At 42.5% G+C, this 23,546-nt stretch carries 26 protein-coding genes; 14 read left to right on the top strand and 12 right to left on the bottom strand.

Annotation, left to right across the window (positions count from 1 at the left end; translation table 11 throughout):
• Window positions 1–6 precede the first annotated feature (6 nt).
• Together QSJ46_RS03290 and QSJ46_RS03285 are read left to right on the top strand one after the other, a co-directional pair.
• Entirely contained in the window at window positions 7–2,283 is a 2,277-nt protein-coding gene (locus QSJ46_RS03290) for a glycosyltransferase (protein WP_224929739.1), read from the top strand.
• Window positions 2,280–2,513: a DUF5970 family protein gene (locus QSJ46_RS03285; protein ID WP_024426379.1), complete on the top strand. Its 234-nt coding sequence runs from the start codon at window positions 2,280–2,282 to the stop codon at window positions 2,511–2,513. The genes QSJ46_RS03290 and QSJ46_RS03285 overlap by 4 nt, the downstream gene beginning before the upstream one ends.
• 33 nt (window positions 2,514–2,546) lie before the next feature.
• On the opposite strand, the gene QSJ46_RS03280 is transcribed toward QSJ46_RS03285, so the two are convergent.
• Entirely contained in the window at window positions 2,547–3,356 is an 810-nt protein-coding gene (locus QSJ46_RS03280) for an RsfA family transcriptional regulator (protein ID WP_034281253.1), read from the bottom strand.
• 242 nt (window positions 3,357–3,598) lie between these two features.
• Between QSJ46_RS03280 and QSJ46_RS03275 the strand changes: the two genes are divergently transcribed.
• The 3 genes from QSJ46_RS03275 (at window position 3,599) to QSJ46_RS03265 (ending at window position 5,823) form a co-directional block, all read left to right on the top strand.
• The gene (locus QSJ46_RS03275) at window positions 3,599–3,820 is read left to right on the top strand and encodes a YuzB family protein (protein ID WP_003215259.1); all 222 of its coding nucleotides are present in this window, start codon (window positions 3,599–3,601) and stop codon (window positions 3,818–3,820) included.
• 170 nt (window positions 3,821–3,990) lie between these two features.
• A complete protein-coding gene (locus QSJ46_RS03270) occupies window positions 3,991–5,292 on the top strand; it encodes an HD domain-containing protein (protein ID WP_007497716.1) in 1,302 nt (433 codons plus the stop codon).
• 30 nt (window positions 5,293–5,322) lie between these two features.
• On the top strand, window positions 5,323–5,823 hold the full coding sequence (locus QSJ46_RS03265; RefSeq protein ID WP_047202587.1) for a YwgA family protein: 501 nt from the start codon (window positions 5,323–5,325) through the stop codon (window positions 5,821–5,823).
• Window positions 5,824–5,915: 92 nt separating this feature from the next.
• On the opposite strand, the gene QSJ46_RS03260 is transcribed toward QSJ46_RS03265, so the two are convergent.
• From QSJ46_RS03260 to ssuE, 8 genes are read right to left on the bottom strand one after another with little or no spacing between them, the layout of a single operon-like run.
• Complete coding sequence (locus QSJ46_RS03260; RefSeq protein ID WP_107162916.1) at window positions 5,916–6,659, bottom strand: amino acid ABC transporter ATP-binding protein; 744 nt, start codon at window positions 6,657–6,659, stop codon at window positions 5,916–5,918.
• Complete coding sequence (locus QSJ46_RS03255; RefSeq protein ID WP_047202585.1) at window positions 6,656–7,366, bottom strand: ABC transporter permease subunit; 711 nt, start codon at window positions 7,364–7,366, stop codon at window positions 6,656–6,658. The genes QSJ46_RS03260 and QSJ46_RS03255 overlap by 4 nt, the downstream gene beginning before the upstream one ends.
• A gap of 16 nt (window positions 7,367–7,382) precedes the next feature.
• Complete coding sequence (locus QSJ46_RS03250) at window positions 7,383–8,225, bottom strand: transporter substrate-binding domain-containing protein (RefSeq protein WP_224929737.1); 843 nt, start codon at window positions 8,223–8,225, stop codon at window positions 7,383–7,385.
• A gap of 17 nt (window positions 8,226–8,242) precedes the next feature.
• On the bottom strand, window positions 8,243–9,004 hold the full coding sequence (locus tag QSJ46_RS03245; protein ID WP_058838525.1) for an amino acid ABC transporter permease: 762 nt from the start codon (window positions 9,002–9,004) through the stop codon (window positions 8,243–8,245).
• A gap of 13 nt (window positions 9,005–9,017) precedes the next feature.
• A complete protein-coding gene (locus QSJ46_RS03240; protein WP_212043525.1) occupies window positions 9,018–9,581 on the bottom strand; it encodes a GNAT family N-acetyltransferase in 564 nt (187 codons plus the stop codon).
• 26 nt (window positions 9,582–9,607) lie between these two features.
• The gene (locus tag QSJ46_RS03235) at window positions 9,608–9,862 is read right to left on the bottom strand and encodes a glutaredoxin family protein (protein ID WP_047202581.1); all 255 of its coding nucleotides are present in this window, start codon (window positions 9,860–9,862) and stop codon (window positions 9,608–9,610) included.
• On the bottom strand, window positions 9,862–10,887 hold the full coding sequence (locus QSJ46_RS03230) for an LLM class flavin-dependent oxidoreductase (protein ID WP_285604270.1): 1,026 nt from the start codon (window positions 10,885–10,887) through the stop codon (window positions 9,862–9,864). The genes QSJ46_RS03235 and QSJ46_RS03230 overlap by 1 nt, the downstream gene beginning before the upstream one ends.
• Complete coding sequence (ssuE, locus tag QSJ46_RS03225; RefSeq protein ID WP_285604269.1) at window positions 10,871–11,422, bottom strand: NADPH-dependent FMN reductase; 552 nt, start codon at window positions 11,420–11,422, stop codon at window positions 10,871–10,873. The genes QSJ46_RS03230 and ssuE overlap by 17 nt, the downstream gene beginning before the upstream one ends.
• Window positions 11,423–11,572: 150 nt before the next feature.
• Between ssuE and QSJ46_RS03220 the strand changes: the two genes are divergently transcribed.
• A complete protein-coding gene (locus QSJ46_RS03220) occupies window positions 11,573–12,463 on the top strand; it encodes a LysR family transcriptional regulator (RefSeq protein ID WP_144516263.1) in 891 nt (296 codons plus the stop codon).
• Window positions 12,464–12,502: 39 nt separating this feature from the next.
• On the opposite strand, the gene QSJ46_RS03215 is transcribed toward QSJ46_RS03220, so the two are convergent.
• The gene (locus QSJ46_RS03215; RefSeq protein WP_212043513.1) at window positions 12,503–13,831 is read right to left on the bottom strand and encodes an LLM class flavin-dependent oxidoreductase; all 1,329 of its coding nucleotides are present in this window, start codon (window positions 13,829–13,831) and stop codon (window positions 12,503–12,505) included.
• A 372-nt stretch (window positions 13,832–14,203) separates the two neighbouring features.
• Here QSJ46_RS03215 and QSJ46_RS03210 point away from each other — a divergent pair, with 372 nt between their 5' ends.
• The gene (locus QSJ46_RS03210; protein ID WP_041087780.1) at window positions 14,204–15,016 is read left to right on the top strand and encodes a zinc-dependent metalloprotease; all 813 of its coding nucleotides are present in this window, start codon (window positions 14,204–14,206) and stop codon (window positions 15,014–15,016) included.
• 49 nt (window positions 15,017–15,065) lie between these two features.
• On the opposite strand, the gene QSJ46_RS03205 is transcribed toward QSJ46_RS03210, so the two are convergent.
• Window positions 15,066–15,251, bottom strand: a complete 186-nt coding sequence (locus QSJ46_RS03205) for a 2-hydroxymuconate tautomerase (RefSeq protein WP_003214939.1) — start codon at window positions 15,249–15,251, stop codon at window positions 15,066–15,068.
• A gap of 107 nt (window positions 15,252–15,358) precedes the next feature.
• On the opposite strand from QSJ46_RS03205, the gene QSJ46_RS03200 reads away from it, so the two are divergent.
• Entirely contained in the window at window positions 15,359–16,021 is a 663-nt protein-coding gene (locus QSJ46_RS03200; protein WP_285604268.1) for a site-2 protease family protein, read from the top strand.
• Between the two features lie 12 nt (window positions 16,022–16,033).
• Window positions 16,034–16,552, top strand: coding sequence for a YwhD family protein (locus tag QSJ46_RS03195; RefSeq protein WP_039182196.1), 519 nt, complete (start codon window positions 16,034–16,036; stop codon window positions 16,550–16,552).
• A gap of 125 nt (window positions 16,553–16,677) precedes the next feature.
• Here QSJ46_RS03195 and QSJ46_RS03190 read toward each other — a convergent pair whose 3' ends face one another.
• Window positions 16,678–18,747 (bottom strand): transglycosylase domain-containing protein, encoded by a 2,070-nt coding sequence (locus QSJ46_RS03190; protein WP_212039609.1) that lies wholly within the window; start codon window positions 18,745–18,747, stop codon window positions 16,678–16,680.
• 224 nt (window positions 18,748–18,971) lie between these two features.
• Here QSJ46_RS03190 and speE point away from each other — a divergent pair, with 224 nt between their 5' ends.
• The 5 genes from speE (at window position 18,972) to argS (ending at window position 23,386) form a co-directional block, all read left to right on the top strand.
• Window positions 18,972–19,802: a spermidine synthase gene (speE, locus tag QSJ46_RS03185; RefSeq protein ID WP_047202571.1), complete on the top strand. Its 831-nt coding sequence runs from the start codon at window positions 18,972–18,974 to the stop codon at window positions 19,800–19,802.
• Between the two features lie 69 nt (window positions 19,803–19,871).
• Window positions 19,872–20,744, top strand: coding sequence for an agmatinase (gene speB / locus QSJ46_RS03180; protein ID WP_285604267.1), 873 nt, complete (start codon window positions 19,872–19,874; stop codon window positions 20,742–20,744).
• A gap of 77 nt (window positions 20,745–20,821) precedes the next feature.
• On the top strand, window positions 20,822–21,169 hold the full coding sequence (locus QSJ46_RS03175; protein ID WP_107162928.1) for a hypothetical protein: 348 nt from the start codon (window positions 20,822–20,824) through the stop codon (window positions 21,167–21,169).
• 124 nt (window positions 21,170–21,293) lie between these two features.
• Window positions 21,294–21,716: a YwiB family protein gene (locus QSJ46_RS03170; protein WP_003215400.1), complete on the top strand. Its 423-nt coding sequence runs from the start codon at window positions 21,294–21,296 to the stop codon at window positions 21,714–21,716.
• The gene (gene argS, locus QSJ46_RS03165; RefSeq protein WP_058838538.1) at window positions 21,713–23,386 is read left to right on the top strand and encodes an arginine--tRNA ligase; all 1,674 of its coding nucleotides are present in this window, start codon (window positions 21,713–21,715) and stop codon (window positions 23,384–23,386) included. The genes QSJ46_RS03170 and argS overlap by 4 nt, the downstream gene beginning before the upstream one ends.
• Window positions 23,387–23,546: the final 160 nt, after the last annotated feature.

Below are 23,546 nucleotides of genomic sequence, written 5' to 3'. Positions count from 1 at the left end.
AATGTATTGTCATTCATCACCACGTATTACCCGCTGTTTATGCTTTGTGTTTTGTCTTTGTTGTATGTGATGTATCGTATTCAGCCAATGGCCTCTACGATTAAAAAAATCATCATTGTGCTCTGTGTGTTAACAAATGCCGCATACATTTGCTGGCGTCTTTTCTTTACACTGCCGCATGAAGGTACATTTAATATGATAATGGGCATCTTGCTTGTGGCCTGTGAATGTATTGGATTTTTACAGCTGCTTGTGTTTTATACACTTGTTTGGAAGCCTTCAAATCGGAAACAAGTCATGATCAGTGATCTTGAAAGGCTGCCAACAGTTGATATTTTCATAGCTACATATAATGAACCAATTGAAGTGCTAAAACGCACGGTTGCAGGTTGTTTGAATCTGTCTTATCCAAAAGGCAGCGTCCATATTTATTTATGTGATGATGGCAAGAGGGAGTCTGTGAAGCAGCTTGCTTCTGAGTTTGGTGTTCATTATCTGACAAGAACGGATAACAAGTTTGCTAAGGCGGGGAATTTAAACCATGCGATGTCTCAAACGAATGGGGAGCTGATTCTCACACTTGATGCTGATATGGTCCCGCTTCCTGCCTTTTTAGAAAAGACAGTGCCTTACTTTCATGATGGAGCGACTGCATTTGTTCAAGTTCCACAAGCGTTTTATAACGAAGATCCTTTCCAATATAATATGTTCTCGAAGGATCGAATTCCAAATGAGCAGGACTTCTTCATGCAAACCCTCCAATCTGGTAAAGATCGATTCAATGCGGTCATGTATGTCGGGAGTAATACGGTATTTAGAAGAACAGCATTAGAGGAAATTGGCGGATTTGCTACTGGGGTAATTACAGAAGACATGGCGACAGGAATGCTTCTCCAAGGGAAGTTCAAATCTGTGTCTGTCGGAGAGGTATTAGCTGTCGGTCTGGCACCTGAAAGCTGGCTTGATCTGTTAAAGCAGCGAGACCGGTGGTCGAGAGGGAACATTCAGTGTGCCCGTAAGTTTAATCCATTGAAGGTTCGCGGCTTAACGCTTATGCAGCGCGTTCTTTATTTAGATGGCATTGTGTATTGGTTTAACGGTTTGTTTAAAATGATTTACATTCTTACACCGATATTGTTTTTATTATTTGGTATTCAAAGTTTCTGGGCCGATTTTCAGTCCATTTTCATGTTTTGGCTGCCGGCGTTCTTTAGTTCGTATTTAGCGTTTAAACTGGTGTCGAATCAAAAAAGAAGTATGTTTTGGAGTCATATTTACGAAAGCTCTATGGCATTCCACCTGGCTGGTGTGGCTTTAAGTGAGCTGTTTTTGAAGAAGAGGGTTGAATTTCTTGTCACGCCGAAGGGAATTCAAACGGACAAGAGACATTTCCATTTGAAAACGATGATTCCTCATTTGATCTTCTTGCTGCTCTCATTGCTTGTCCTTGTGAAAATAGGATACGATATGAAAGTAAATGGGACGATGAATGCTGATCTCACGTTGATTAATATTTTTTGGGTACTTTATAACGGTGCAGGGCTGTTCATGGCACTTATTGTGGCGTTTGATCGTCCGCGTTATCGAAAATCAGAGCGGTTTGTCATTGAAAAAGAGGGGCAGCTCCGTTCTGATCATCAAGATGAGTCGATTGCTTGTTTTCTACTAGATATGAGTGATTCAGGTGCACGTCTATCCATTCCATTGGATCAAGCTTCTTCTCTAAATCAAGGACAAATGCAATTATCCTTTTCAGAGAATGAAAGTGTGGCATGTGATGTGGTCTGGAGTCATTCGGAGGGAGACAAGCTGATGGTTGGTGTGGCTTTTACTAACACAGAAAAATCACAGTACCTATCACTGATCCGCTTCTTATTCACACGAGAGCACGTATCGATAACGGATCGTGAGAAAAAATCCTATGCTGTTCGGACATTTCTCCGCTTTGTAAGAGAAACGGAGAAAGTACCAAAGGCTATTCGGCGCAAATGGATGAGAAGACCATTGCAAGGTGTGGCAGGCACGCTAGTCTATGAGGACCGGTTAGAAGAGAAGGTGCCGGTGAATATACATGATATTAGTTTATCTGGGTGTAAAATCGAGTCTGAAGCTTCAATTGAATTACATGACAAAGTGCTAATCACCATTGATACAGAATCTCTGACAGAGCAGCCGGCGATTGTGGTTTGGACATCACAAAAACGCGGCCGCACAATAGCCGGACTCAAGTTTGTTCAGCCTGAAATCAAGCAGATAGAAGAAAGAGAGGGAGTGGTTTCTTGAAATCCAAAAATGGCGGTTACCTCTATTTACTATGGCTTCCTGTCATCATGGGAGCCGGCTACGGCATTTCGCTTTTAGTGCCATTTCTTCAGCCTGTACTGACACTTGGCATCGCAGGTCTTTATATTTTTATGTTTGGTGATTTTCAAGTAAGGCAGGTCAGGTATATTTTTATGTTCGTGTTTTTGATCAATGTCCTTTTTAGTGTGATGCTATTTTTGGGCATTTAAAAAAGTGCTTCCCGAGGCGGGGAGCACTTTTTGTTATTCTGCCATTTTTTCGAGGTTGCCGTTCCGATCCATTTTAAAGGTTGGTGCGGCACTATCGTCTTCTTCAAACAAAACTAGTTTTCTTGCACGGTTCATGATTTTGACGAGTGTTTCATAATCTTCTTGAATCGTGAGCTGATCCTTTTCAAGCTTTTTTACTTCAGCTTCTAGCTGCGAGACTTTATGAGAAAGCTCATTGTTTTCTCTTTTTAAGCGGCTGTTTTCCATACGTAAGGCAGTGGATTGCTGACCATCGCCTTCATAACGGCGTAAGAAATCAATGATATCGTCGATGGTTAATTCTTGATGCTGCCTAAATGGATTTGCTTCCGGCTTTTTCTCTGCGGTATTTGGGGCAGGAGAAGCCTGTGACAATAAATGTGATAAACTAGCTAACTCTTCATTGTAGCTTTGATCCACAAACTGAAGCTGTTCGGCAGTTTCAGCAGCTGGTGCAAATGTTTCTTCCTTTGCTGGCTCCAATTCCTGGGAGAATTCCTCCTGAGTGACCGTTTCTTCTACTTGCGGCTGATAAAGTAATCGTTTTTTCGCAGGCTGGCCATTGCCAAGTGCACGCATCCGTTGTTTTCGTTGTTTTTTGGCTAGTGCCAACGCTTTTTCATATTGATGCCTCACGACAGCGTTCCATCTAAATCCGCATGCTGCGGAGGTGCGGTTCAGCTTGTCTCCTACTTCTTCAAACGCATTTAGCTGCGTACTGCCCTCTCTGACGTGACGTAAGACGGTTTCTGCCAGGAGGAGATCATTTTCCTCTGACCAAGCATCTTGTCTTTGTTTTGACATGTGTTTAAACCCCCATATGATTTGATGGTATTAGATTAGCCAAGTTCAAGAAGGTTTATACAAGTTTGCTAAAAGGATAGTGGAAAATACTAGCTTTTATGTAAACGCGTCATTGGGGCGGCAAAGCGTCTTGCAAGTCCAGCCGCTTCGATGTACAATGTTGGGTGGTATATTATTCACGATTGGCTGTCCAACTGTTTCATATAGAATGAAGTATCATCATTGAAAGGAAGCGTAAGACCATGGCTAATGAGTTTCGCGTATGTGACGATTGTGATGCGACGAACCTAAAGACGTTATTGCCTCGACTCAAATCGGTTGACCCTGATGCAAAAATTGAGATTGGCTGTCAATCCTATTGTGGTCCAGGACGAAAAAAGGCTTTTGCGTTTGTGAACAATCGCCCATTATCCGCACCAACAGAAGATGAATTACTTGAAAAGGTTCAAAAAAAAGTCAAATAAATGTCACTGAATGTGTTCAGTCGACCTAAAAAGAGGTCCGTCCCTGTCAGGTCGGGCTTTTTACGTCCGTGCAATCTTTGAGAACACATTCACCAACAAATTCAAGGATGTTTTCGGGAAAAGTTACCCGATATAATAGAAACACGTCTTAAAAAAAGAGGGACGAAACGATGGCGTATCCAAAAGGTAAATTATCTGAGGAAAAGGTATTTAAAGATCCTGTGCACCGTTATGTTCATGTAAGGGACGCATTAATATGGGATTTAATAGGAACAAGAGAATTTCAGCGCCTGAGACGGATTAAACAGCTAGGAACCACGTATTTGACGTTTCATGGTGCAGAACACAGCCGATTCAATCATTCACTCGGTGTATACGAGATTGTGAGACGAATTGTGGATGATGTGTTTAAAGGGCGGCCTGAATGGGATGAAGGAGAGCGCGAGCTTGTACTTAGTGCAGCCTTGCTTCATGACCTCGGACATGGTCCATTTTCTCACTCCTTTGAAAAGGTCTTCCACTTAGACCATGAATCGTTTACAAGAGATATTATTTTAGGGCAGACGGAAGTCAATGAAGTGCTCCGCCGGGTGAGTGATGATTTCCCGAAGCATGTGGCTGAAGTCATTGCCAAAACGTATCAAAACAAACAGGTGGTTAGTTTGATCTCAAGTCAAATCGATGCCGACCGAATGGACTATTTGCAGCGTGATGCCTACTATACAGGCGTCAGCTACGGCCACTTTGATATGGAACGTATTTTACGTGTGATGCGCCCGAGAGAAGATCAGATTGTGATGAAGCAGAGCGGGATGCATGCGGTAGAAGATTATATTATGAGCCGCTATCAAATGTACTGGCAAGTCTATTTCCATCCAGTGACACGCAGTGCGGAAGTCATTTTAACGAAAATCCTTCATCGTGCAAAAGAGCTGCATGAAACGGGTTATATTTTTACACATGCCCCAGTTCATTTTTACTCAATCTTTGAGGGAAATGTCACCACAGAGGACTATATTAAGCTGGATGAATCCATTGTTTTATTTTATTTTCAGGCGTGGGAAGACGAAGAAGATCACGTGCTGGCCGATTTGTGCCGCCGTTTTATGAACCGCCGATTGTTCCAATATACAGAGTTTAATCCAAATGAAGAAATGACGAAATATTTCAAGCTGACCGCCTTGTTTAAGGAGGCAGGAATTGATCCTGACTACTATTTAGTGGTCGACTCGTCTTCTGACTTGCCCTATGACTTTTATAGACCAGGAGAGGAAGAAGAGAGGCTGCCAATTCACCTTTTGACGCAAAGCGGTCATATTAAAGAACTGTCGAGACAGTCAGATATTGTTGACGCCATTTCCGGTAAACGAAGAACCGATCATAAACTTTATTTCCCGATGGACTTAATTGTAGATATGTCGGAAAAAGCTGAAGAAAAGAAGGCGATCATGAAGCTGCTTGGTTTGGGATAAAGAAGTACTGAAAAAGGAGATGTCGGGAATTTGTTGAAAGAGCATGCAAAGTTGATGAAGGTATTCTCTGAATCAGGGGAAATCGTTGGACGGAAGAAGCTGCAAAAGATGATTTACATAGCAAAAAAGCTAAATTTGCCTTTTTACGAGAAATACGATTTTCATTTTTATGGCCCCTATTCAGAGGAGTTGACGCTCAGAATTGAAGAGCTGTGCAACCTTGGATTCTTGGACGAAATGAAGGAAAAAAAGGGCGGATACTATCAATATCGCTATTCGCTGACGGACAATGGGAAAGAGTTTCTCGATCAATGTGAAGTGGACATGCCTGACCTCAAAGCGCTGACGCACCAGATGAACGAGCAATCGTCCCGTTTCCTAGAGCTTGTCTCAACGATTTTATATTTTGATGACCTGCCAGAAGATGAGATAAAGGAAAAGGTCTTCACCATTAAAAGCAAGCAGCGCTATACGGACGAAGAATTTGAGGCTGCCCTTGCTTATATTGATCAGTTGAAGGAATTGAACTAACGAGAAGAACCAGTATGTGATGGCTGATGGCTAGAACAGACTGGTTTTTATTTTGCACAGAAACAAGCCGACCCCATGGATCGACTTGTATTTTATGAATGGTGATAAGAGAATCTTGCTAAAAATTGTTTTGTACGTTCTTCTTTCGTCTGTTCAAAGACTTCTTCCGGCGTACCTGATTCGACGATGACTCCATCCTCCATGAAAATCACCCTGTCAGCAATATCATAGGCAAAGCTCATCTCGTGGGTGACGATGATCATGGTGACCCCGGTTTGTGCTACCTGTTTAATGACATCAAGCGTTTCTCCTACAAGTTCTGGATCTAATGCAGAGGTCGGTTCGTCGAATAAAATGACTTCTGGATTCAAAGCCAGTGCCCGTGCAATGCCGACTCGCTGCTGCTGTCCGCCAGATAATTGATGCGGATAGGCATCCTTTTTCTCCAGTAATCCGACCTTTGTGAGTAATTGGAGAGATGTGTCATAGGCTTGATCTTTTGGTTGTTTACGGGCAATGACTAAACCTTCCATGACGTTTTCAAGTGCTGTTTTATGAAGAAATAGATCGTATTGCTGAAAGACCATGGCGGTTTTTCTGCGAAGTGCGAGAATGTCTTTAGGCCTTGCTTGATTGAACTTGACGGTCGTGTGATCAATGCTGATTTCTCCTTGATCTGCACGCTCAAGAAAATTCAAGCATCGCAGAAAGGTTGATTTTCCAGAACCGCTCGGACCTAAAATGACGACCACTTCGCCTCTTTCTACCGTTAAATCAATTCCTCTCAGAATCTGATTTTTACCGAACGCTTTATGCACCTGTTTGATATCAATCATGCCAATCGTCTCCTTTTGTTTTTATGTCCATATTTCTCATATCCGGCTGTAATGGCTTCGATTGAGGCACACAGGGCCCAGTAGATCAGGGCAACGGCGATGTATGCTTCAAGATAACGATAGTTCACATTGGCTTTAATTAAAGCGCCGTTTAAAATATCGACCACAGACACCATAGAAACGAGAGAAGAGGCTTTGATTAAACTGATCAGCATGTTGTTCAGCATTGGAAGGGAGATGGGAAAGACTTGCGGTATGATGACCCTTCTTAAAACCTGTCTGCTGGTGAAACCAACGGATAGAGCAGCATCGAATTGTCCCTTTGGAATAGATGCAAGAGAGCTTCGAAATATTTCAGATAACCCGCTTACGGCATATAAAGTAAGGGCGAAAATGGCAATCCATCGTCTGTCCAAATCACTGAAACGAATCTGAAGAGAAAGAGATGCAGCCAAATGGTCCAGTGAATCGGAAAAAAGCAGATAAGATACGAGCAAAATCAGGACAACCGGAATTGCTTTAAAAATAGCCACAAACCATTTAAACAAAGGAGACAATACAGGCACCTGATAAAAACGGATAAGGGCAATACCAAATCCAAAGACAGAGCCAAATAGTAGCGGGAGAAAGCCTAATAGCAGTGTCGTTGGCAAATAATGAAGTGCGGCTATAAAGGCCTGTAGCATAAAGGCAACATCAAAATCCACTCAGATCGCTCCTTTCTTATGATGTAGTAAAGTCTCCGCCCAATATTTTCTTAGACAATTCAGCGAGCTTGCCGTTATCGATTAGTTTTTGTAATGCTTGATCAATGTCTTTTTGAAGTTTCGTATTGTTTTTTTGATAAAGATAATACGTTTTAGATACGTTTACAGGCTTTCCAGAGGTGACTAGATTGGCATTAAATTGTTTGTTTAGCTTGTTGACGTCATACTTTGTGAGCAGGGCCGCATCGACTGTGCCATTTTGAAGGTTTTTGACGAGAATCTCGTTCCCGCCATCTCCGTAGACAATGTCAATTTTCCGATCATGCTTTTTGTTATATTGCTCAAGAAGATAAGCGAAATTACTTCCTGTAGAGGTGTGCACTTTGTGTCCAGCCAAATCGTCAAGGCTTTGAAAATCATGACCGGAGGCTTTATCAACAACCACATAGCTTGTATAATCTGTGTAGCCAACTTTTCCAAATAGATACTTCTTCTGGCGCTCATCATTGATTTCATATTGATGGGCAGCGAGATCTACTTTGCCAGCATCTAAAGCGGGCAGAATATTTTTAAATTCGAAGGATTCATATTTAAACTTATATTGTGGAAGCAGCTGATCCACTTCATCTAATACAGCCTTCTCATAGCCTGTTAGTTGACCGTTTTCATCTAAGTAAACGAAAGGCTGATAAGCGTTCCCTGTGCCAACGATGATTTCTTTCGCATCTGGATCATTATTCGCTACTTCCGCTTTGTTTCCACTCGATTGTTCTGCATTTCCGCAGGCAGCAAGCAGCAGTGAGCCGAGTGTAAGCAGACCGATGATGTAATGTTTTTTGAATTGTTTGTTATTTTTCATGTGAAATCCTCCTCGTTTTACTTCGCACGCTTTTCGACTGTGAAAGCTGTTTCGGGTCTTTTTAAGGAAACGAATGTCGTCTGACGCTGCTTCCTTGTTTTCGGTGTATTAATCTGTTTTTCCAATAGGTCAAACGCTTTTTCCAGCAGCAGACTTAAAATGATAAATATAACGGCAGCAATAAAGTATCCTTCTAAAACGCGATAGTATAAAGCCCCTAATGTTTGGACCTTTCCTATAATATCCATCACGCCCAGTGTGAAGGCGAGGGAGGTATTTTGTAATAAGTTGACAATAGCCACGCCAATATTCGGGAGCGCGATTCTCCCTGCTTGAGGAATGAGTGTCCTTCTATAAATCTGCCATTTCGTCATTCCAATCGAGGCAGCCGCTTCATATTGAGATGCTGGGACACTCGATAAGGCTGATCGGAATATTTCTGAAAAGTAGGCAGCTGTATTGAGTCCATATGTAATATAAAGAAAGATCAATTTGTTCCACATGGAGATATCAAGGCCAATTGCTGCGAGCACACCTGGCAGACCATAAAAGACAATAAACATTTGAACCAGGATAGGCGTTCCGCGAATAAATGAGACATAGACTGCACTGAGTTGGTGCAGAACAGGAATGCGCTCAATTCGAAAATAAGCAAGGATGAATCCAAGAAAGCCGCCAATCAAAGTGGCAAATAAAACAATCAGCAAGGTCGTTGGAAGGGCTGATAACACTTTAGGAAAGAGAGTGACCACGTACTCCCATTTGAAAAACTCACCCACGTTGAATCACCTCCTATGTAGAAGTCGTTTCGACTTTTTCTTCTGCGGGTGGTGCCCCTAGAATGTCTGGATCAAAGCGCTCAGGGATAAGCACTTTATACATCAAAACACCTAAATCTCCATTTTCAGCCTCGCGTTCAATATATTTTGTATATCCTTTTCGTTCGTACATCTCTAAAAGCCAAGGGTGTTTCCGGCCAGAAGTGCCCAGTGTATATGCAGGCGCTTTATATGTCTGCCGAAGCAAGGTGTTTTCTACATAATCGAGCAGTTTATTTCCAATCCCTTGACCGGCTAAATCAGGAGCTGTCGCAAACCACCAAACAAATGGATAGCCTGAGACCGGCTCAGTGCTTTCCCAAGGAAAACGTATGGTGATGGTAGATATGAGCCGGCCGTCTCGTTCTAATACAACGGCAGCGGACTGTTTAATGTTTTCTGTGACCATTTCCAGTGTGGCGTTCGTGGATGGCCAATCGATGCCCATTTCACCAAGCGGTTTAAATGCACTGGACAGCAATTCTAAAAAAGCTGGTGCATCTTCTTCGGTAGCGATGCGAAAAATATCTCGACTCATGACAAACCTCCATTCAAAATGTAATGTCAGATTAACGCTTTTCTTAAAGTCTCGATATCTGGATTCAGCAATGCTTGATACACATTGGAATCTTGACTGATCTCAACTACAGGCACATAACGGACACCGTATTTTGCTTCTAAAATGTTTCTGTAATCGTCATGCTCTGTGACATCAATCGTTGAAAAAGGAATCTGCTGTTCGTTGAAGTAGGATTGAATGTTCTTGCAATAACTGCATCCATTTTTGCTCCATAAAATGATTTTTTGACTGTTTGACATTAGACGTTCACCTCTTGATTGATTGGTTTTTGGTTTGTTTGTTCTTGATCAAGTGCTTCTTTTAATAAAGTAATAGACGTGATCCTTTTATCAATATCTACGATTGGCGACAGCACGATGAATTCATTGATATCGTATGACTCGGATAGCTCAGTCAGCCTGTGATGAACGGTTTCTTTTGTGCCAGCGGTGTAGCCGGCTTTTTGTACGTGAATGTTGTAGTGTTCCTTCTCCGTTTCTTTCACCAGTTTTTCTGCATCCTCTAACGATGTGACATTCAGCTTTCTTCCATCGGAAAAGGAGACCTTTACTGTTTCCTTTTGTTTGATGTGCGAGAGTGCCTGTTCGTGATCTTCAGCTACAGAAACGGTGATGGCAAGAAGGAACTGCTGGCGGGCGCCCGCTTTCTGATATGTTTGGAAGGTCTCTCTTGCATCTTTTAATAAGGCTTCATCTCCATTAATAAAGAAGGCAAACACAAAGGAGATACCAAGTTTTGCTGCGAATTCAGCACTCTCCGTACTTCCCCCTAAAAGGAAGATGTCAGGTGATATGCGCGGGATGGGCTGAGCATTCAAGTCATTTGTATGTTCCGTCAGATAGGTGTTGAGATCCACTAATTTTTGAGAAAAATCCTTCCGTGACGCCTGATAATCTTCCTGAAGAGCTTGTGTCGATAGGTTCAGTCCTCCCGGTGCTTTCCCAACACCTAAATCGACCCTTCCAGGCGCTAATGATGCCAGGACGTGAAATGTTTCAGCCACCTTAAACGGACTGTAATGCTGAAGCATTACACCGCCAGACCCAATGCGTATGTTGTTTGTTTTTGCTAAGAGATAGCCAGCGAGAGCTTCAGGGGAAGAACCTGCTACTTGAGGGTTATTGTGATGTTCAGACACCCAAAACCTGTGATAGCCAAGCTGATCCGCTGCTTCAGCCAATCTGACAGTATGCTGAATGCCCGTCTCTGCGTTCTCGTTTTCACCGACAAGGCTTTGATCAAGAATACTAAGGATGAACGACATTGGCTGTTCCTCCTATCAGACTTTGATATTGAGATAATGCGAGGTTTAACCTGTTTGAGGCATCTGAATCAAGTAAATAATCACCTGATTCCTGCTTTGTGACCTGTTGATCCACTACATACACGCCAGATTGAACAACCGTTGCACCAAGTTGATGAATAATCGGTTTAAGAGCATATTCAATGACGAGCAGGTGACCGTAGGTTCCTCCTAAAACGAACGGAAGGACGGGTTTTCCTTGCAACGCTTTCTGTGGAAGTAAATCTAAAAACGTTTTTAAAATACCGGAAAATGACGCTTTGTAGACAGGCGTTAACACAATGACACCGTCACTCTCATTCACAAGTTCAATGGCCTTGACAATCTCTTCGTTTGAAAAGTCCGCACGTATTAGTGCGCTGCTAGGCAGCTGGTGAACTTGAATGATATGTACATCGATTCCATTGATCGTTAAATGCTGCTGAACATGCTGCAGAATACCGGTTAATCGAGATTGGACGGAGTGTCCGCCTGCTATAATCGTTACTTTCGTCATTTCGTCTCCTCCATTTCACATAATTCCTTCTAAACAACTTGGAATAGTTGATAATATAAATTATAATAAGGCAAACCAATTGAAAAGTATAATTAGTAATCATAAATACACGATTCAGTTATTTAAAATATAGAGAAAAGAGGGGTTTTTATGGAGATTCGTGCGATCCGCACCTTTGCCACCATCGTGAAATATGGGAATTTTTTAAAAGCAGCAGAAGCACTGAATTATTCTCAGCCAACCATTACCTTGCACATCAAGCATTTAGAAGAGGAGATTGGAGAGAAGCTTCTAGAGAGAGGGAAGACCTTAAAGTTAACAGCATCAGGACAGCTTTTTTATGAAAGAGCCAATTCTTTACTCAATGAATATGAGAAACTGACGAAAACGCTCCAAGATTTAGAAGTGGGCATTGCGGGATTAATTCGCATCGGTGTTTCTGAGCCTACTGCCAGTTTAGAGTTCCCGGCGCTCCTTGCAGAATTCAAGGAAAGGTTTCCGAATGTAGAATTTTCTGTGCAAGTAGCAGATGCGAATACACTGAGTTCCTTGCTTTCCCATGATGAGATTGATTTTGCGATTTGCGGCGCACCAGAAGCTTCGATGGAAAATAGCTATAAGCCTCTTTTTCAAGATGATATCGTGCTACTGGTCCCGTCTTCCCATCGATTGGCAGAAAAAGAGGCAGTGGAGGTAACTGATTTAGAAAATGAGACTATACTATTCACACCTCACAATTGCCCCATACGTATCCAAATTGAACAACAAATCGTCGATGTCATTGGGACAAATTACAAGAAATTAGAGATTACTAGCAGCATGTCCCATAAACACTATGTTCAGGCGGGCTTAGGAGTATCTCTATTTACACGAACGGCTCATTCTTTTACACTCCCCGGTACGAAGGTATTAGAAATAAAGGGCATTCAAGTTTCCCCGCCAGTTGGTCTATTGAGGAAAACAAATGATACGCCTGGAAGAGCTGTGCTCCAGTTCATTGATCTCATTGAAAGTCGATTGCACCAGCACCAACCATCATAAAAAGAGGGGTTAGCCTTTATGCTAGCCCCTCTTTCAAGTTTATTTCACTGTTTGTTTCAGAAATTGATTCTTCTTAATGGGCAGGCCTAAGTTTTCGCGAAGGGTATGAGCTGGATAATTTGGATCGTAATATCCTCTTTCGACTAATATCGGAATGACGTGCTCCGTCCATTCGGATAAACCACTAGCTAAAATCGGAGCGCCAAAAATAAATCCATCTGCGGCATCCTCTTCGATCCATTGAATTAATTTGTCAGCTACTTGTTCGTAAGTGCCGAAAAAGGCACTTTTGGGCGTGGTCACTTGTAAAGCGACTTCTCTTAAGGTCAGGTTTTGCTCTTTGGCCATTTTCTTAATGGACTCTGTTGTGGATTGGAAGCTGTTTGACCCAGCGTCACCTATATCAGGAAAAGGTTCATCAAGCGGGAATTGACTGAAGTCCAAGTGGTCAAAGAATCGGCCCAGATAATGCAGAGCTTCTTCAATAGAGACTAGATGTTTAATGGCTTCATATTTTTCTTCTGCTTCTTCGACTGTTCTTCCTGTAATCGGGTGGATGCCAGGGAATATTTTGATATCAGATGGTTTTCGCCCAAACGCTTCGGCTCTATTTTTCACGTCGCGGTAATAGGCTTTTGCCTTTTCAAGTGAATCGGCATTTGTAAATACAGCGTCTGCTTCTTTTGCGGCTAGATCTTTTCCAGCCTCTGAAGCGCCTGCCTGGAAAATCACGGGCTGCCCTTGTTCAGAGCGTTCAATATTTAAAGGACCTTTGACAGAAAAGTGTTTTCCATGATGGTTTAAGGTGTGCAATTTATCTCGATCGAAGAAAACCCCCGTTGAACGATCCCTTACAAAAGCATCTTCTTCCCATGAGCTCCAAAGCCCGTTCACTACATGTAAGTACTCTTCTGCAATTTCATATCGAAGTGAGTGGCTTGGGTGCGAACGGATGATGTGATTTTCAGCAGAGCCCTCTAATGGGGAAGTCACAACATTCCAGCCTGCCCGGCCTTTACTTAATTTGTCCAAGGAAGCAAATTGTCTGGCAATGGTAAAGGGCTCACTGTATGAAGTGGATACAGTACCCACAAGTCCAATCTGTTTGGTGACTGTGGCAAGCGCAGATAAGATGGTTAATGGTTCAAATCGGTTCAAGAAATGAGGAATTGAATGTTCGTGGATATATAAACCATCTGCAACAAAAACAAAACGGAAACCCGCTGATTCTGCCTTTTTTGTCATCGCTTGATAATAATCAATGTTAACACTTGCATCTGCTGGAACCGATTCATCCTTCCATGCATTCATGTGACCCCCTGGGCCATGTAACATTAATCCAAATTGTATGTGCTGTTTTCCAGTCATGCCGATCGTCCCTTCTGTTTGAGGTAGCAATGTTTTATGTTCTTCATCATAAGGCAGAACCGCAGAGAAGTATAATTGGTATCAGTAAAGTGTGACTTTATCTTTTCTAATATCATTTTTTGTTTCTTTCAGATGTGTCGTTAGGTCCATGATATGATTTCTTAAAAATATGGATGTTTACTAAGTAAATGACCCAGACCAAAAGCGCTATTTTTCGATGAAATGTGTGTCAAAATATCTGAAAAATTAGTGAAAATGACGTAATTCGACTTTTTTCCTGTGCATCTAATTCCCTGTTTTTGACTGAAGAGAAGGAAAATGGTGAATTTTCAGTGAATATATAACTTTGTGAAAAACAAAGGAGGGATAGGAATGAAAAAGCGTTCAGTCTTTTTGTCATTTTTATTGGTAGGTAGTTTGTTACCGGGAGTAAGTTCAGCTTCAGCACCAGTAGCGAGTGCTGGTCATGGGCATGATCATGGTCATGCGCCGTTCGAAACCCACATTGGTGAGGGGTTGCCAAAAGCAAACGATTTTAAAGATTTGACGGCAGCACCTCCAATTGAGCGAGATGTGACAACAAAGGTATTAGATGAGTCTGGTAAGCAGGTAGGCTCGAGAACCTTTAAGGCCAATACAGGAGATTCAATTTCAACAAAAGCAAGTACAGGCAGTCAGAAGGTCACTGTCTATGCGGTTGCTGATGCGCAGTATCGTGCGAAATATAGTGACTGGCAAACACGGATTGTCAACATCATCGAGCAAGCAGATGTCACGTTTAACCGTGATCATGATGTGGACTTTGTTGTACAGGCAGTAGGATCTTGGACGTCTTCGGGATCAAATTCATCACAAATTCTTTCCAACCTTGCGCGCAGCTTTGATGGCAGAGGATACGACTTTGTCACTGGATTTACAGCAAATCCAAACTTTGATGCTGGCGGAATCGCTTATGTCTACAATAGTGCACCAAGCGGAAGTGCATTCGCCGTGAACCTTGACCAAGGAACAGCGAATACAGCAAAAGCGGCCACACATGAATACGGCCATAACTTTGGCTTACCGCATGACCCTCAAGGAAGCGGCATTGTCTGCTTAATGAATTATGATTATTCCTACACAGTTGACTACTTTGATGCGGCTCATAAAAATCAAGTGAACCGTAATAAAGCTTGGTACAGATAAGAAAGAAGACAAAGGACAAACACCTTAGGTGTTTGTCCTTTTTATATGCTTACAGGTCGCTCATTCGCTTTCCTGCTACGGCATAGTGTTCTTTTTTCATTTCTTCAATAATAACAGATACTTTTTCTGCACCTGCGCCTGTTGTTTCCACAACGGCATCAGTGACTTTCTCCACTAGAGCTCTTTTCTGCTCGTCTGTTCTTCCTTCAAGCATTTGAACGGTGACAATCGGCAATGCGAAAACCTCCTTTTTCCTTTAATGCTACGCTTCCCTTTAGTTTAAGGGACTTCTTATAGTATACTGAATGAAGTAAATCATTGTATAGAAAGAAAGAGGGATTCATGCCTTTGAACCAATTTCTTGTTTATCCATTAGAACTTATTCCATATGTCGCCATTACGCTTGTTGTTGCATTTACGATGCACGAGCTGGCACATGCATATGTTGCGTACCGTTTCGGAGACCCGACGGCTAAGAATCAAGGGAGACTGACGTTAAATCCACTTAAGCATCTCGATATATTCGGGACGATTTTGATCTTTGTGGCGGGGTTTGGCTGGGCGAGACCTGTACAAGTGAATCGTTACCATTTTAAAAAACCGCGTTTAGCAGGGATTTGTGTCTCCATTGCTGGGCCATTAAGTAACTTAGTGCTGGCGTTTTTGGGCTTTCTTGTGTATGTGCTTCTTCAGAAGTTTGGCGGGGAATGGATCATGCGCTTTGAGCCGGGAGTCGATTATTTCTTCCAGATCTTTATTAACTTGAACGTCATTTTGTTCCTATTTAACTTATTGCCGCTTCCGCCGCTGGATGGATATCGTATCATTGAGGACGTGGTCAGTCCTGGTATTCGTGCGAAAATGACGCAATTTGAACAATATGGGATCATTATTTTTCTCATATTCGTGATCACACCGCTGGGTCAGTTTGTGTTTGGTCCATTGATCGGAATGCGGGATCAAATCATATACTGGTTTAATCTTATTTTGAAGCCGCTGCTTTAGGAGGTTTAATGAATGGAAGGTAAAAAGAAGAAACCAATTGGTTTTAACATCATTAAAAAAACAGATGCAACCGACGGACATGGAGGCTTTGGGGCAGGTGCCCTCAGTCTTGATAATATCTCGCCAGTCATCATTGATGTAGAGGAAAAGGAAGCTGTCATTGATATTGGTGCCATGCATGCAAGAAGTGCCGTCGAAAAAGGAATTAAATTTTTGAAAACAAAAGAAGAGGTGCCAAACGGAAAGCCTTATTGGCTCGTATGGGTGACGATTGACCGCAGAGAAGAAGGCCCTTATTATGCAGGGGTGACGGCTTGTGAGATGACCGTTGACCGTTCGATTCGCCGCGGGTATAAGTCACTTCCAGAGCATGTGAATTTAATGGATAAATCGATGAAGCGAAAAATCGTTGTCAGTCATATGGATGACGTATCCAAAAAGGTGCTGGCTGATTTCTTAAAGGGTCACAATGAAGCGCTATGGGACGCATCGACAGATGAATTAAAAGAAGGATTGGCTGTCCCTGAATAATTGTGAAATTTTTGTGAAGAATGGCGGATCGCTACCAAATCCATCCGTTTTTTGAGTAAACTGGTGTTAAAGCTAGGACATGGAGAATCCCGAGATATTGATCTCGGGGTTTTTCATGTCTTTTTTTAACGTTTCAGCCACTTTTCCCACCATTTCTTTGGCTTTTGATCTTGAACTGGTTCCTGTTCAGAGGCTTTGTCCTCAGCACCATAGCAGAGACCTGTCGGCTCTGTTCCTTCTATAAAATAGGTGAATACCTTTGATTCACATCCTGGTCCTGCGAGATCGCCAGTTTTTGGATTGATATATACCCCTTTGACACCGTCAGGCGGCATGAAGGAGGAGGCTGGCTGCTTCGAGAGGGCTGATTCCATAAAGGAAGCCCATATTTTTTTCGCATAGGCCGTTTCTTCGACTGAGTCAATGGTGCGGCCTTTATCATAGCCAGTCCATACACCTGTGACGAGCTGGGGAGAGAAGCCGATCATCCAGCTGTCGGCTCCTGTTGTCCCGGATTTCCCTCCGTATGTTCGTGTAAGTTCCTTTATAATGGTGCGACCTGTGACACTTGTATAGCCATTTAATTGATCGTTGAACATTCCTGACATCATATCGGTAGTGACAAAGGCTGCTTTTTCATCGAGGATTTGTTCTCGTTTTTGTTTCTCTTCAAAAAGCACATTGCCTTTTGCGTCGGTTACTTTCGTAATAAAGGTTGGTTTGACGCGTTTTCCGCCATTGACCAGCATGGCGTAAGCATTGGTCATTTCGATGGGTTTCACAGGAGACGTGCCTAGAGCAAGAGATGGTACTTGGTCTAGTTTCTCCTTGATTCCAAATGTCTTGCCAGCACGTACAAGCTGCTCCATTCCTAAAAATAGATGGGTCTTTACAGCGTAAATATTATCAGACAGCGCTAAAGCTTGTAGCATTGTAATGCCGTCATTGGCGTAATAGCCGTGATAATTGCTTGGTGAATAAGCCGCACCGCTGCCTTGATCATCCAGTTCAAACACCGTTTCCTCACTGCGCATGACGGTTGCGGGTGTAAACCCGTTTTGCAAGGCAATGTAATAAAGAAGGGGTTTCATGGTTGAACCGGGCTGCCTTTTTGCTTGTGTCACCCGATTGAATGGACTTTTCTCATAATCTCTCCCACCTATGAGGGCAAGTACATGCCCTGTTTGAGGATGGATGGCGGCAAAGCCAATTTGGATATCTGATTTGGAATTCATCGTGTTTTTTAACGTCTTTTCTGCGATTTTCTGTAATTCTGGATTAAGGGTCGTTTGGATATGAAGTCCATAGGTTTCGATCTGTTCCTCTGTTAACCCCAAGCTTTGTTTCAACTCTCGAATCACATCGTCATAAAAATACGGGGCTTGCTTTGCTTGCAGCTGCTTCTTCTGCAAAGGGCGATAGGACAGCTTTTCTTTCGCAGCGTCATCGGCTGCTTTTTTCGTAATCATGCCATCCTCTTGCATTTGTCTCAAAATCATATTCTTTCTTGCTCCGGCTTTCTCCTCATTCACATAAGGGGAATAGAGAGAAGGCCCCTTTGGGATACCGGCTAGAAGGGCAGATTCAGCGAGGGTTAAGTTCTTTGCTTTTTTTCCGAAATACAGACGTGACGCTGCTTCCACACCGTACGCTCCGTGACCATAATAAATGGTGTTCAAGTATCCTTCTAAAATCTCATCTTTTGTATAGTTTTGCTCTAAACGAATCGTGTAAAAGGCTTCATTCCACTTCCGCTTCCACGTTTTATCATGATCTAAATACAGATTTCGTGCATACTGCTGGGTGATCGTGCTGGCACCTTGTACCTTAGCCATGGCACGAATATCGGCCACCGCAGCACCTGCCATCCGTTTCACATCAAAGCCATGATGCTCATAAAAGGTTTTATCCTCAACAGCCACAACAGCCTGTCTCATATGAGGAGACATATTCTTTAATGGCACCCAATATCTCTTTTCTCCAAAACTGGATTCTCCAAGCTTTGACCCATCAGCTGCATAAATGGTCGTGGATTGGGGAACTTGAACAGAAGGGGCACCTTGCCATTTAGCTATTAATAGAATCGTCAAAAAGACAGTGCCTGCAAATAGAAAAGCGAGCAAGCCGATAAAAAAACAGGCTCGAATCGTTTTCACGGTCATGCGGATTTTTTTATTACTCATGATTGTGTCCATGCAAAGCCCCCATTTTGACGGTTTTTTATCAGTATGGAACAAAGAAAACCGTTTTAAACAAACGATTGCAGGAGCGCTTTAAAAAATGAAGGGAACTCATGCGGTTCTTTACAATTTGATATGAATCCACTATACTTTTTTCTTGGACAATCGATATAGTCAAAGCCGATAAAAGGCGCTAACAATAGATGTTTGTTTATTATTGGATGAGAGGAAGATGAACAATGAGCGAACTTTGGTATACAGAGAAGCAAACGAAGAATTTTGGTATTACATTGAAGGTGAACAAAACCCTTCACACAGAACAAACAGACTTTCAGCATTTAGAAATGGTGGAAACAGAAGAGTTTGGCAATATGCTGTTTTTAGACGGCATGGTGATGACATCTGAGAAAGATGAGTTTGTATACCACGAAATGGTAGCTCATGTTCCTCTTTTCACTCATCCAAACCCGGAAAATGTTCTTGTCGTAGGTGGAGGAGACGGCGGTGTTATTCGTGAGATTCTCAAACACCCAAGTGTGAAAAAAGCGACACTTGTTGATATTGACGGAAAGGTTATCGAATACTCGAAAAAATTCCTTCCTTCTATTGCTGGGAAACTAGACGATCCTCGTGTAGATGTCAAAGTCGGAGACGGCTTTATGCACATTGCTGAAGCTGAAAACGAGTATGATGTGATCATGGTGGACTCAACTGAGCCAGTTGGACCAGCTGTGAACCTATTCTCTAAAGGATTTTACGCAGGAATCTCAAAGGCACTCAAAGAAGACGGTATTTTCGTTGCACAAACGGACAACCCTTGGTTTACACCGGAGCTGATTACAAATGTACAGCGTGATGTAAAAGAAATTTTCCCAATTACGAAGCTTTACACAGCGAATATTCCAACGTATCCAAGCGGTCTTTGGACATTCACCATCGGTTCTAAAAAATATGATCCACTTGCTGTAGAAGACAGCCGTTTCTTTGATATTGATACGAAATATTACACAAAAGAATTGCACAAAGCGGCATTCGTTCTGCCGAAATTTGTGAGCGACTTAATCAAATAAATCAAGCGAAATGGGAATGCGCAAATGACAGTTTGCGCATTTTTTGAAGCGTTAAAGGAGGAATCTTGCATGAGATTCGACGAGGCTTATTCAGGAAAAGTGTTTATTGGAAGTCATCCGACATGGGAAGATGCAAAGGTCATTTTATACGGCATGCCGATGGACTGGACAGTTAGCTACCGCCCAGGTTCACGTTTCGGTCCGAACCGCATTCGTGAAGTATCGATCGGTTTAGAGGAATACAGCCCTTATTTAGATCGTGAGCTGCACGAGGTGCCATTCTTTGATGCGGGGGACATCCCACTTCCTTTTGGGAATGCACAAAAGAGCTTAGATTTAATTGAAGAGTATGTCGACAGCATTTTAGAAAAAGGAAAGTTTCCATTAGGAATGGGCGGCGAGCATCTCGTGTCTTGGCCGGTTTTCCGTGCGATGTATAAGAAATACCCTGATTTGGTGATCATCCATATGGACGCACATACAGATCTTCGTGAGGAATATGAAGGTGAGCCGCTTTCACATTCAACACCAATTCGTAAAGTTGCAGGACTTATTGGAGCAGAAAATGTATTTTCTTTCGGCATCCGTTCTGGAATGAAAGAAGAATTTGAATGGGCAAAAGAAGCGGGTATGCACATTTCTAAATTTGAAGTGCTGGAGCCATTGAAGCAAGTATTGCCAAAGCTAAAAGGGCGTCCAGTATATGTGACGATCGATATTGATGTACTTGACCCAGCCCATGCACCTGGTACAGGAACGGTAGATGCTGGCGGTATTACATCAAAAGAGCTGCTTGCATCCATTCATGCGATTGCAGGATCTGACGTCCAAGTAGTCGGGGCAGACCTTGTCGAGGTAGCACCTGTATATGATCACTCTGACCAAACAGCGAATACAGCGAGTAAGCTTTTACGCGAAATGCTGCTTGGATTTGTGAAATAATTAGTTGATAGAGGAGCTTGTCATCTCATGTGGACAAGCTCTTTTTTTACATTGATCAAACTTAAAGGAGGCAGCTCATGTTTTCTTCAATATTGATGGTGTCCCTCGCTTTTTGCGTATTAGCGGCAGGCTTTCTCACACTGAAACGAGAGCTCGCAGCTGATCCGCCTGTCTTTGCTTCGAAAAAGGAAGCAAAGGAAGAGTTAGTTGGTTTATTTCAGGATCGAGGTTTTTTCTATCTGACGGCCATTGCGTTATTCATGCAGGTGGTATTTAAAAAGGATCAAATCGCACCATTTGATTTTTTTCAGGCATTTTTGGCAAGTTCAGGCATACAGGCTCTTTTTTATTTATTGAAAAGAAAAGACTTAGGCGTAAAGGCTGGACTTGTCGTATTGGTCAGTTGCATTTTTCTTTTTTTCTAAAGGGATGGCTTAAGATGAAAAACGAAGTTTAATCGCCGTGAAGAAGAGAAATGATGGTATGATAGGCGATCATGAATATGGTATACTATTTTAGTTAAACGGGTCTTAGCAAAGGAAGTGCAAAATGACACAAAACCAAATTTCAATTCATGTAAAGTCAGTGATGAAACCAGAGACGGAGCCGGCTGAAACGATCGAATTCCGCACGACTGGAACGTATCAAGAGAAGAATGACAAAACGTATCTCACTTACCATGAAGAACATGAAATGGGTCAAGTAAAAACCGTTGTGAAAATGAGTGAAAAAGAAATTTTTGTCATGAGATCAGGGGCTATTCAAATGAAGCAGCGCTTTCTCATTGGAGAAACGACCGTCACACATTACACGATGCCATTCGGTACACTTCAGTTAGATGTGCACACACATGGCATTGATCTCGATGTGGACAAGGGACTGCTACACATTACGTACGATATGCTGACAGGAGAAGATCAAAAGCATTTACATACATTATCGATTTCGTATAAGGAGGATTTACGTTCATGAATATCGCAGAACAGGTCAAAGATGCGTTAAAAGAAGAAATCATTGCGGCAGTCGTCAAAGCAGGACTTGCCGATGAAAGCCAGGTGCCAGATGTCCTTTTAGAAGTGCCGAAAGACAAAACTCACGGTGATTACTCTACCAACATGGCGATGCAGCTTGCCCGCATTGCGAAAAAAGCACCTCGTCAAATCGCAGAAGACATCGTCAATGCGTTTGATAAAGGGAAAGCTTCCATTGAAAAACTGGATATCGCAGGTCCAGGATTCATTAACTTTTATATGAACAATCAGTATTTAACAAAGCTGATTCCAGCTGTCCTTGAAGCAAAAGAAGCTTATGGCGAAACGAATACAGGCGGCGGTCAAAAGGTGCAAGTCGAATTCGTCTCAGCCAACCCAACAGGTGACCTTCACCTTGGACATGCCCGCGGAGCAGCTGTAGGAGATTCCCTTTGCAACATCCTTGATAAAGCAGGGTTCGATGTGAGCCGTGAATACTATATCAACGATGCAGGGAATCAAATCAATAATCTCGCTTTATCTGTCGAAGCACGTTATTTTGAGGCACTCGGTCTTGAAAAAGAAATGCCTGAAGACGGCTACAGAGGGGAAGACATCAAAGGCATCGGGCAAAAGCTTGCGGATGAATTTGGTGACCGTTTCGTTCATGAACCGGAAGAAGAGCGGATGAAGTTCTTCCGTGAATACGGATTGAAATACGAATTAGAGAAATTACGTGTAGACCTTGAGAATTTCCGTGTGCCATTTGATGTATGGTATTCAGAAACCTCTTTATATGAGAACGGAAAAATCGAACCAGCGCTGGAAACACTTCGTGAAAAAGGCTATGTCTTTGAAGAAGACGGCGCAACATGGCTGCGTTCAACTGATTTTGGCGATGACAAGGACCGTGTGCTGATTAAAAAAGACGGCAGTTTCACTTACCTGCTTCCAGACATCGCATATCATAAAGACAAATTGGACAGAGGCTTTGACCAGCTCATTAACATTTGGGGAGCGGACCATCACGGCTATATCCCTCGAATGAAAGCGGCGATCCAAGCACTTGGATATCCAGCTGGCAAGCTTGAAGTAGAAATTATCCAGCTTGTGCATCTTTACAAAAACGGTGAAAAGATGAAGATGAGTAAGCGTACAGGAAAAGCTGTCACAATGCGTGATCTCATTGAAGAAGTCGGCTTAGATGCGACTCGTTATTTCTTTGCGATGAGAAGTGCGGCGACACATATGGACTTTGACCTAGACCTAGCCATTTCTACGTCTAACGAAAACCCTGTGTACTATGCACAATATGCGCATGCGAGAATTTGCAGCATGCTGCGTCAAGGAGAAGAAAAAGGCTACGAACCAAACCTTGAAAAAGCCGATTTCTCTCACATTCAATCGGAAAAAGAATACGATCTTCTGAAAATCATTGGCAGCTTCCCAGAAGTTGTAGCAGAAGCAGCTGAAAAACGTATTCCGCACCGCGTGACGAACTATATTTACGACCTTGCATCAGCCCTTCACAGCTTCTACAATGCCGAGAAGGTCATCGATGTAGAAAACGAAACAAAAACAACAGCACGTCTTTCACTCATGAAAGCAACACAAATCACGCTCGCTAATGCATTAAAACTAATTGGTGTATCGGCTCCGGAAAAGATGTAATGAAATGAAAGAAAGCCCCACTCTATTGAATGAGTGGGGCTTTTTCATATAAAAAACCCGCTATCCTCAAGAGATAGCGGGTTTTGAAAATTATCCAAGCGTATTAATAATGTTAGAAATAGAATCAAATAATTGGCTAAGTACATCAGAGAACATAGAG

Origin of the sequence: Bacillus sp. YKCMOAS1, from assembly GCF_030268125.1 — a bacterium.
Taxonomy (GTDB): domain Bacteria; phylum Bacillota; class Bacilli; order Bacillales; family Bacillaceae; genus Bacillus; species Bacillus safensis.
The sequence above is the reverse complement of the archived record's forward strand: the minus strand, read 5'-3'. Positions and strand labels throughout refer to the sequence as shown.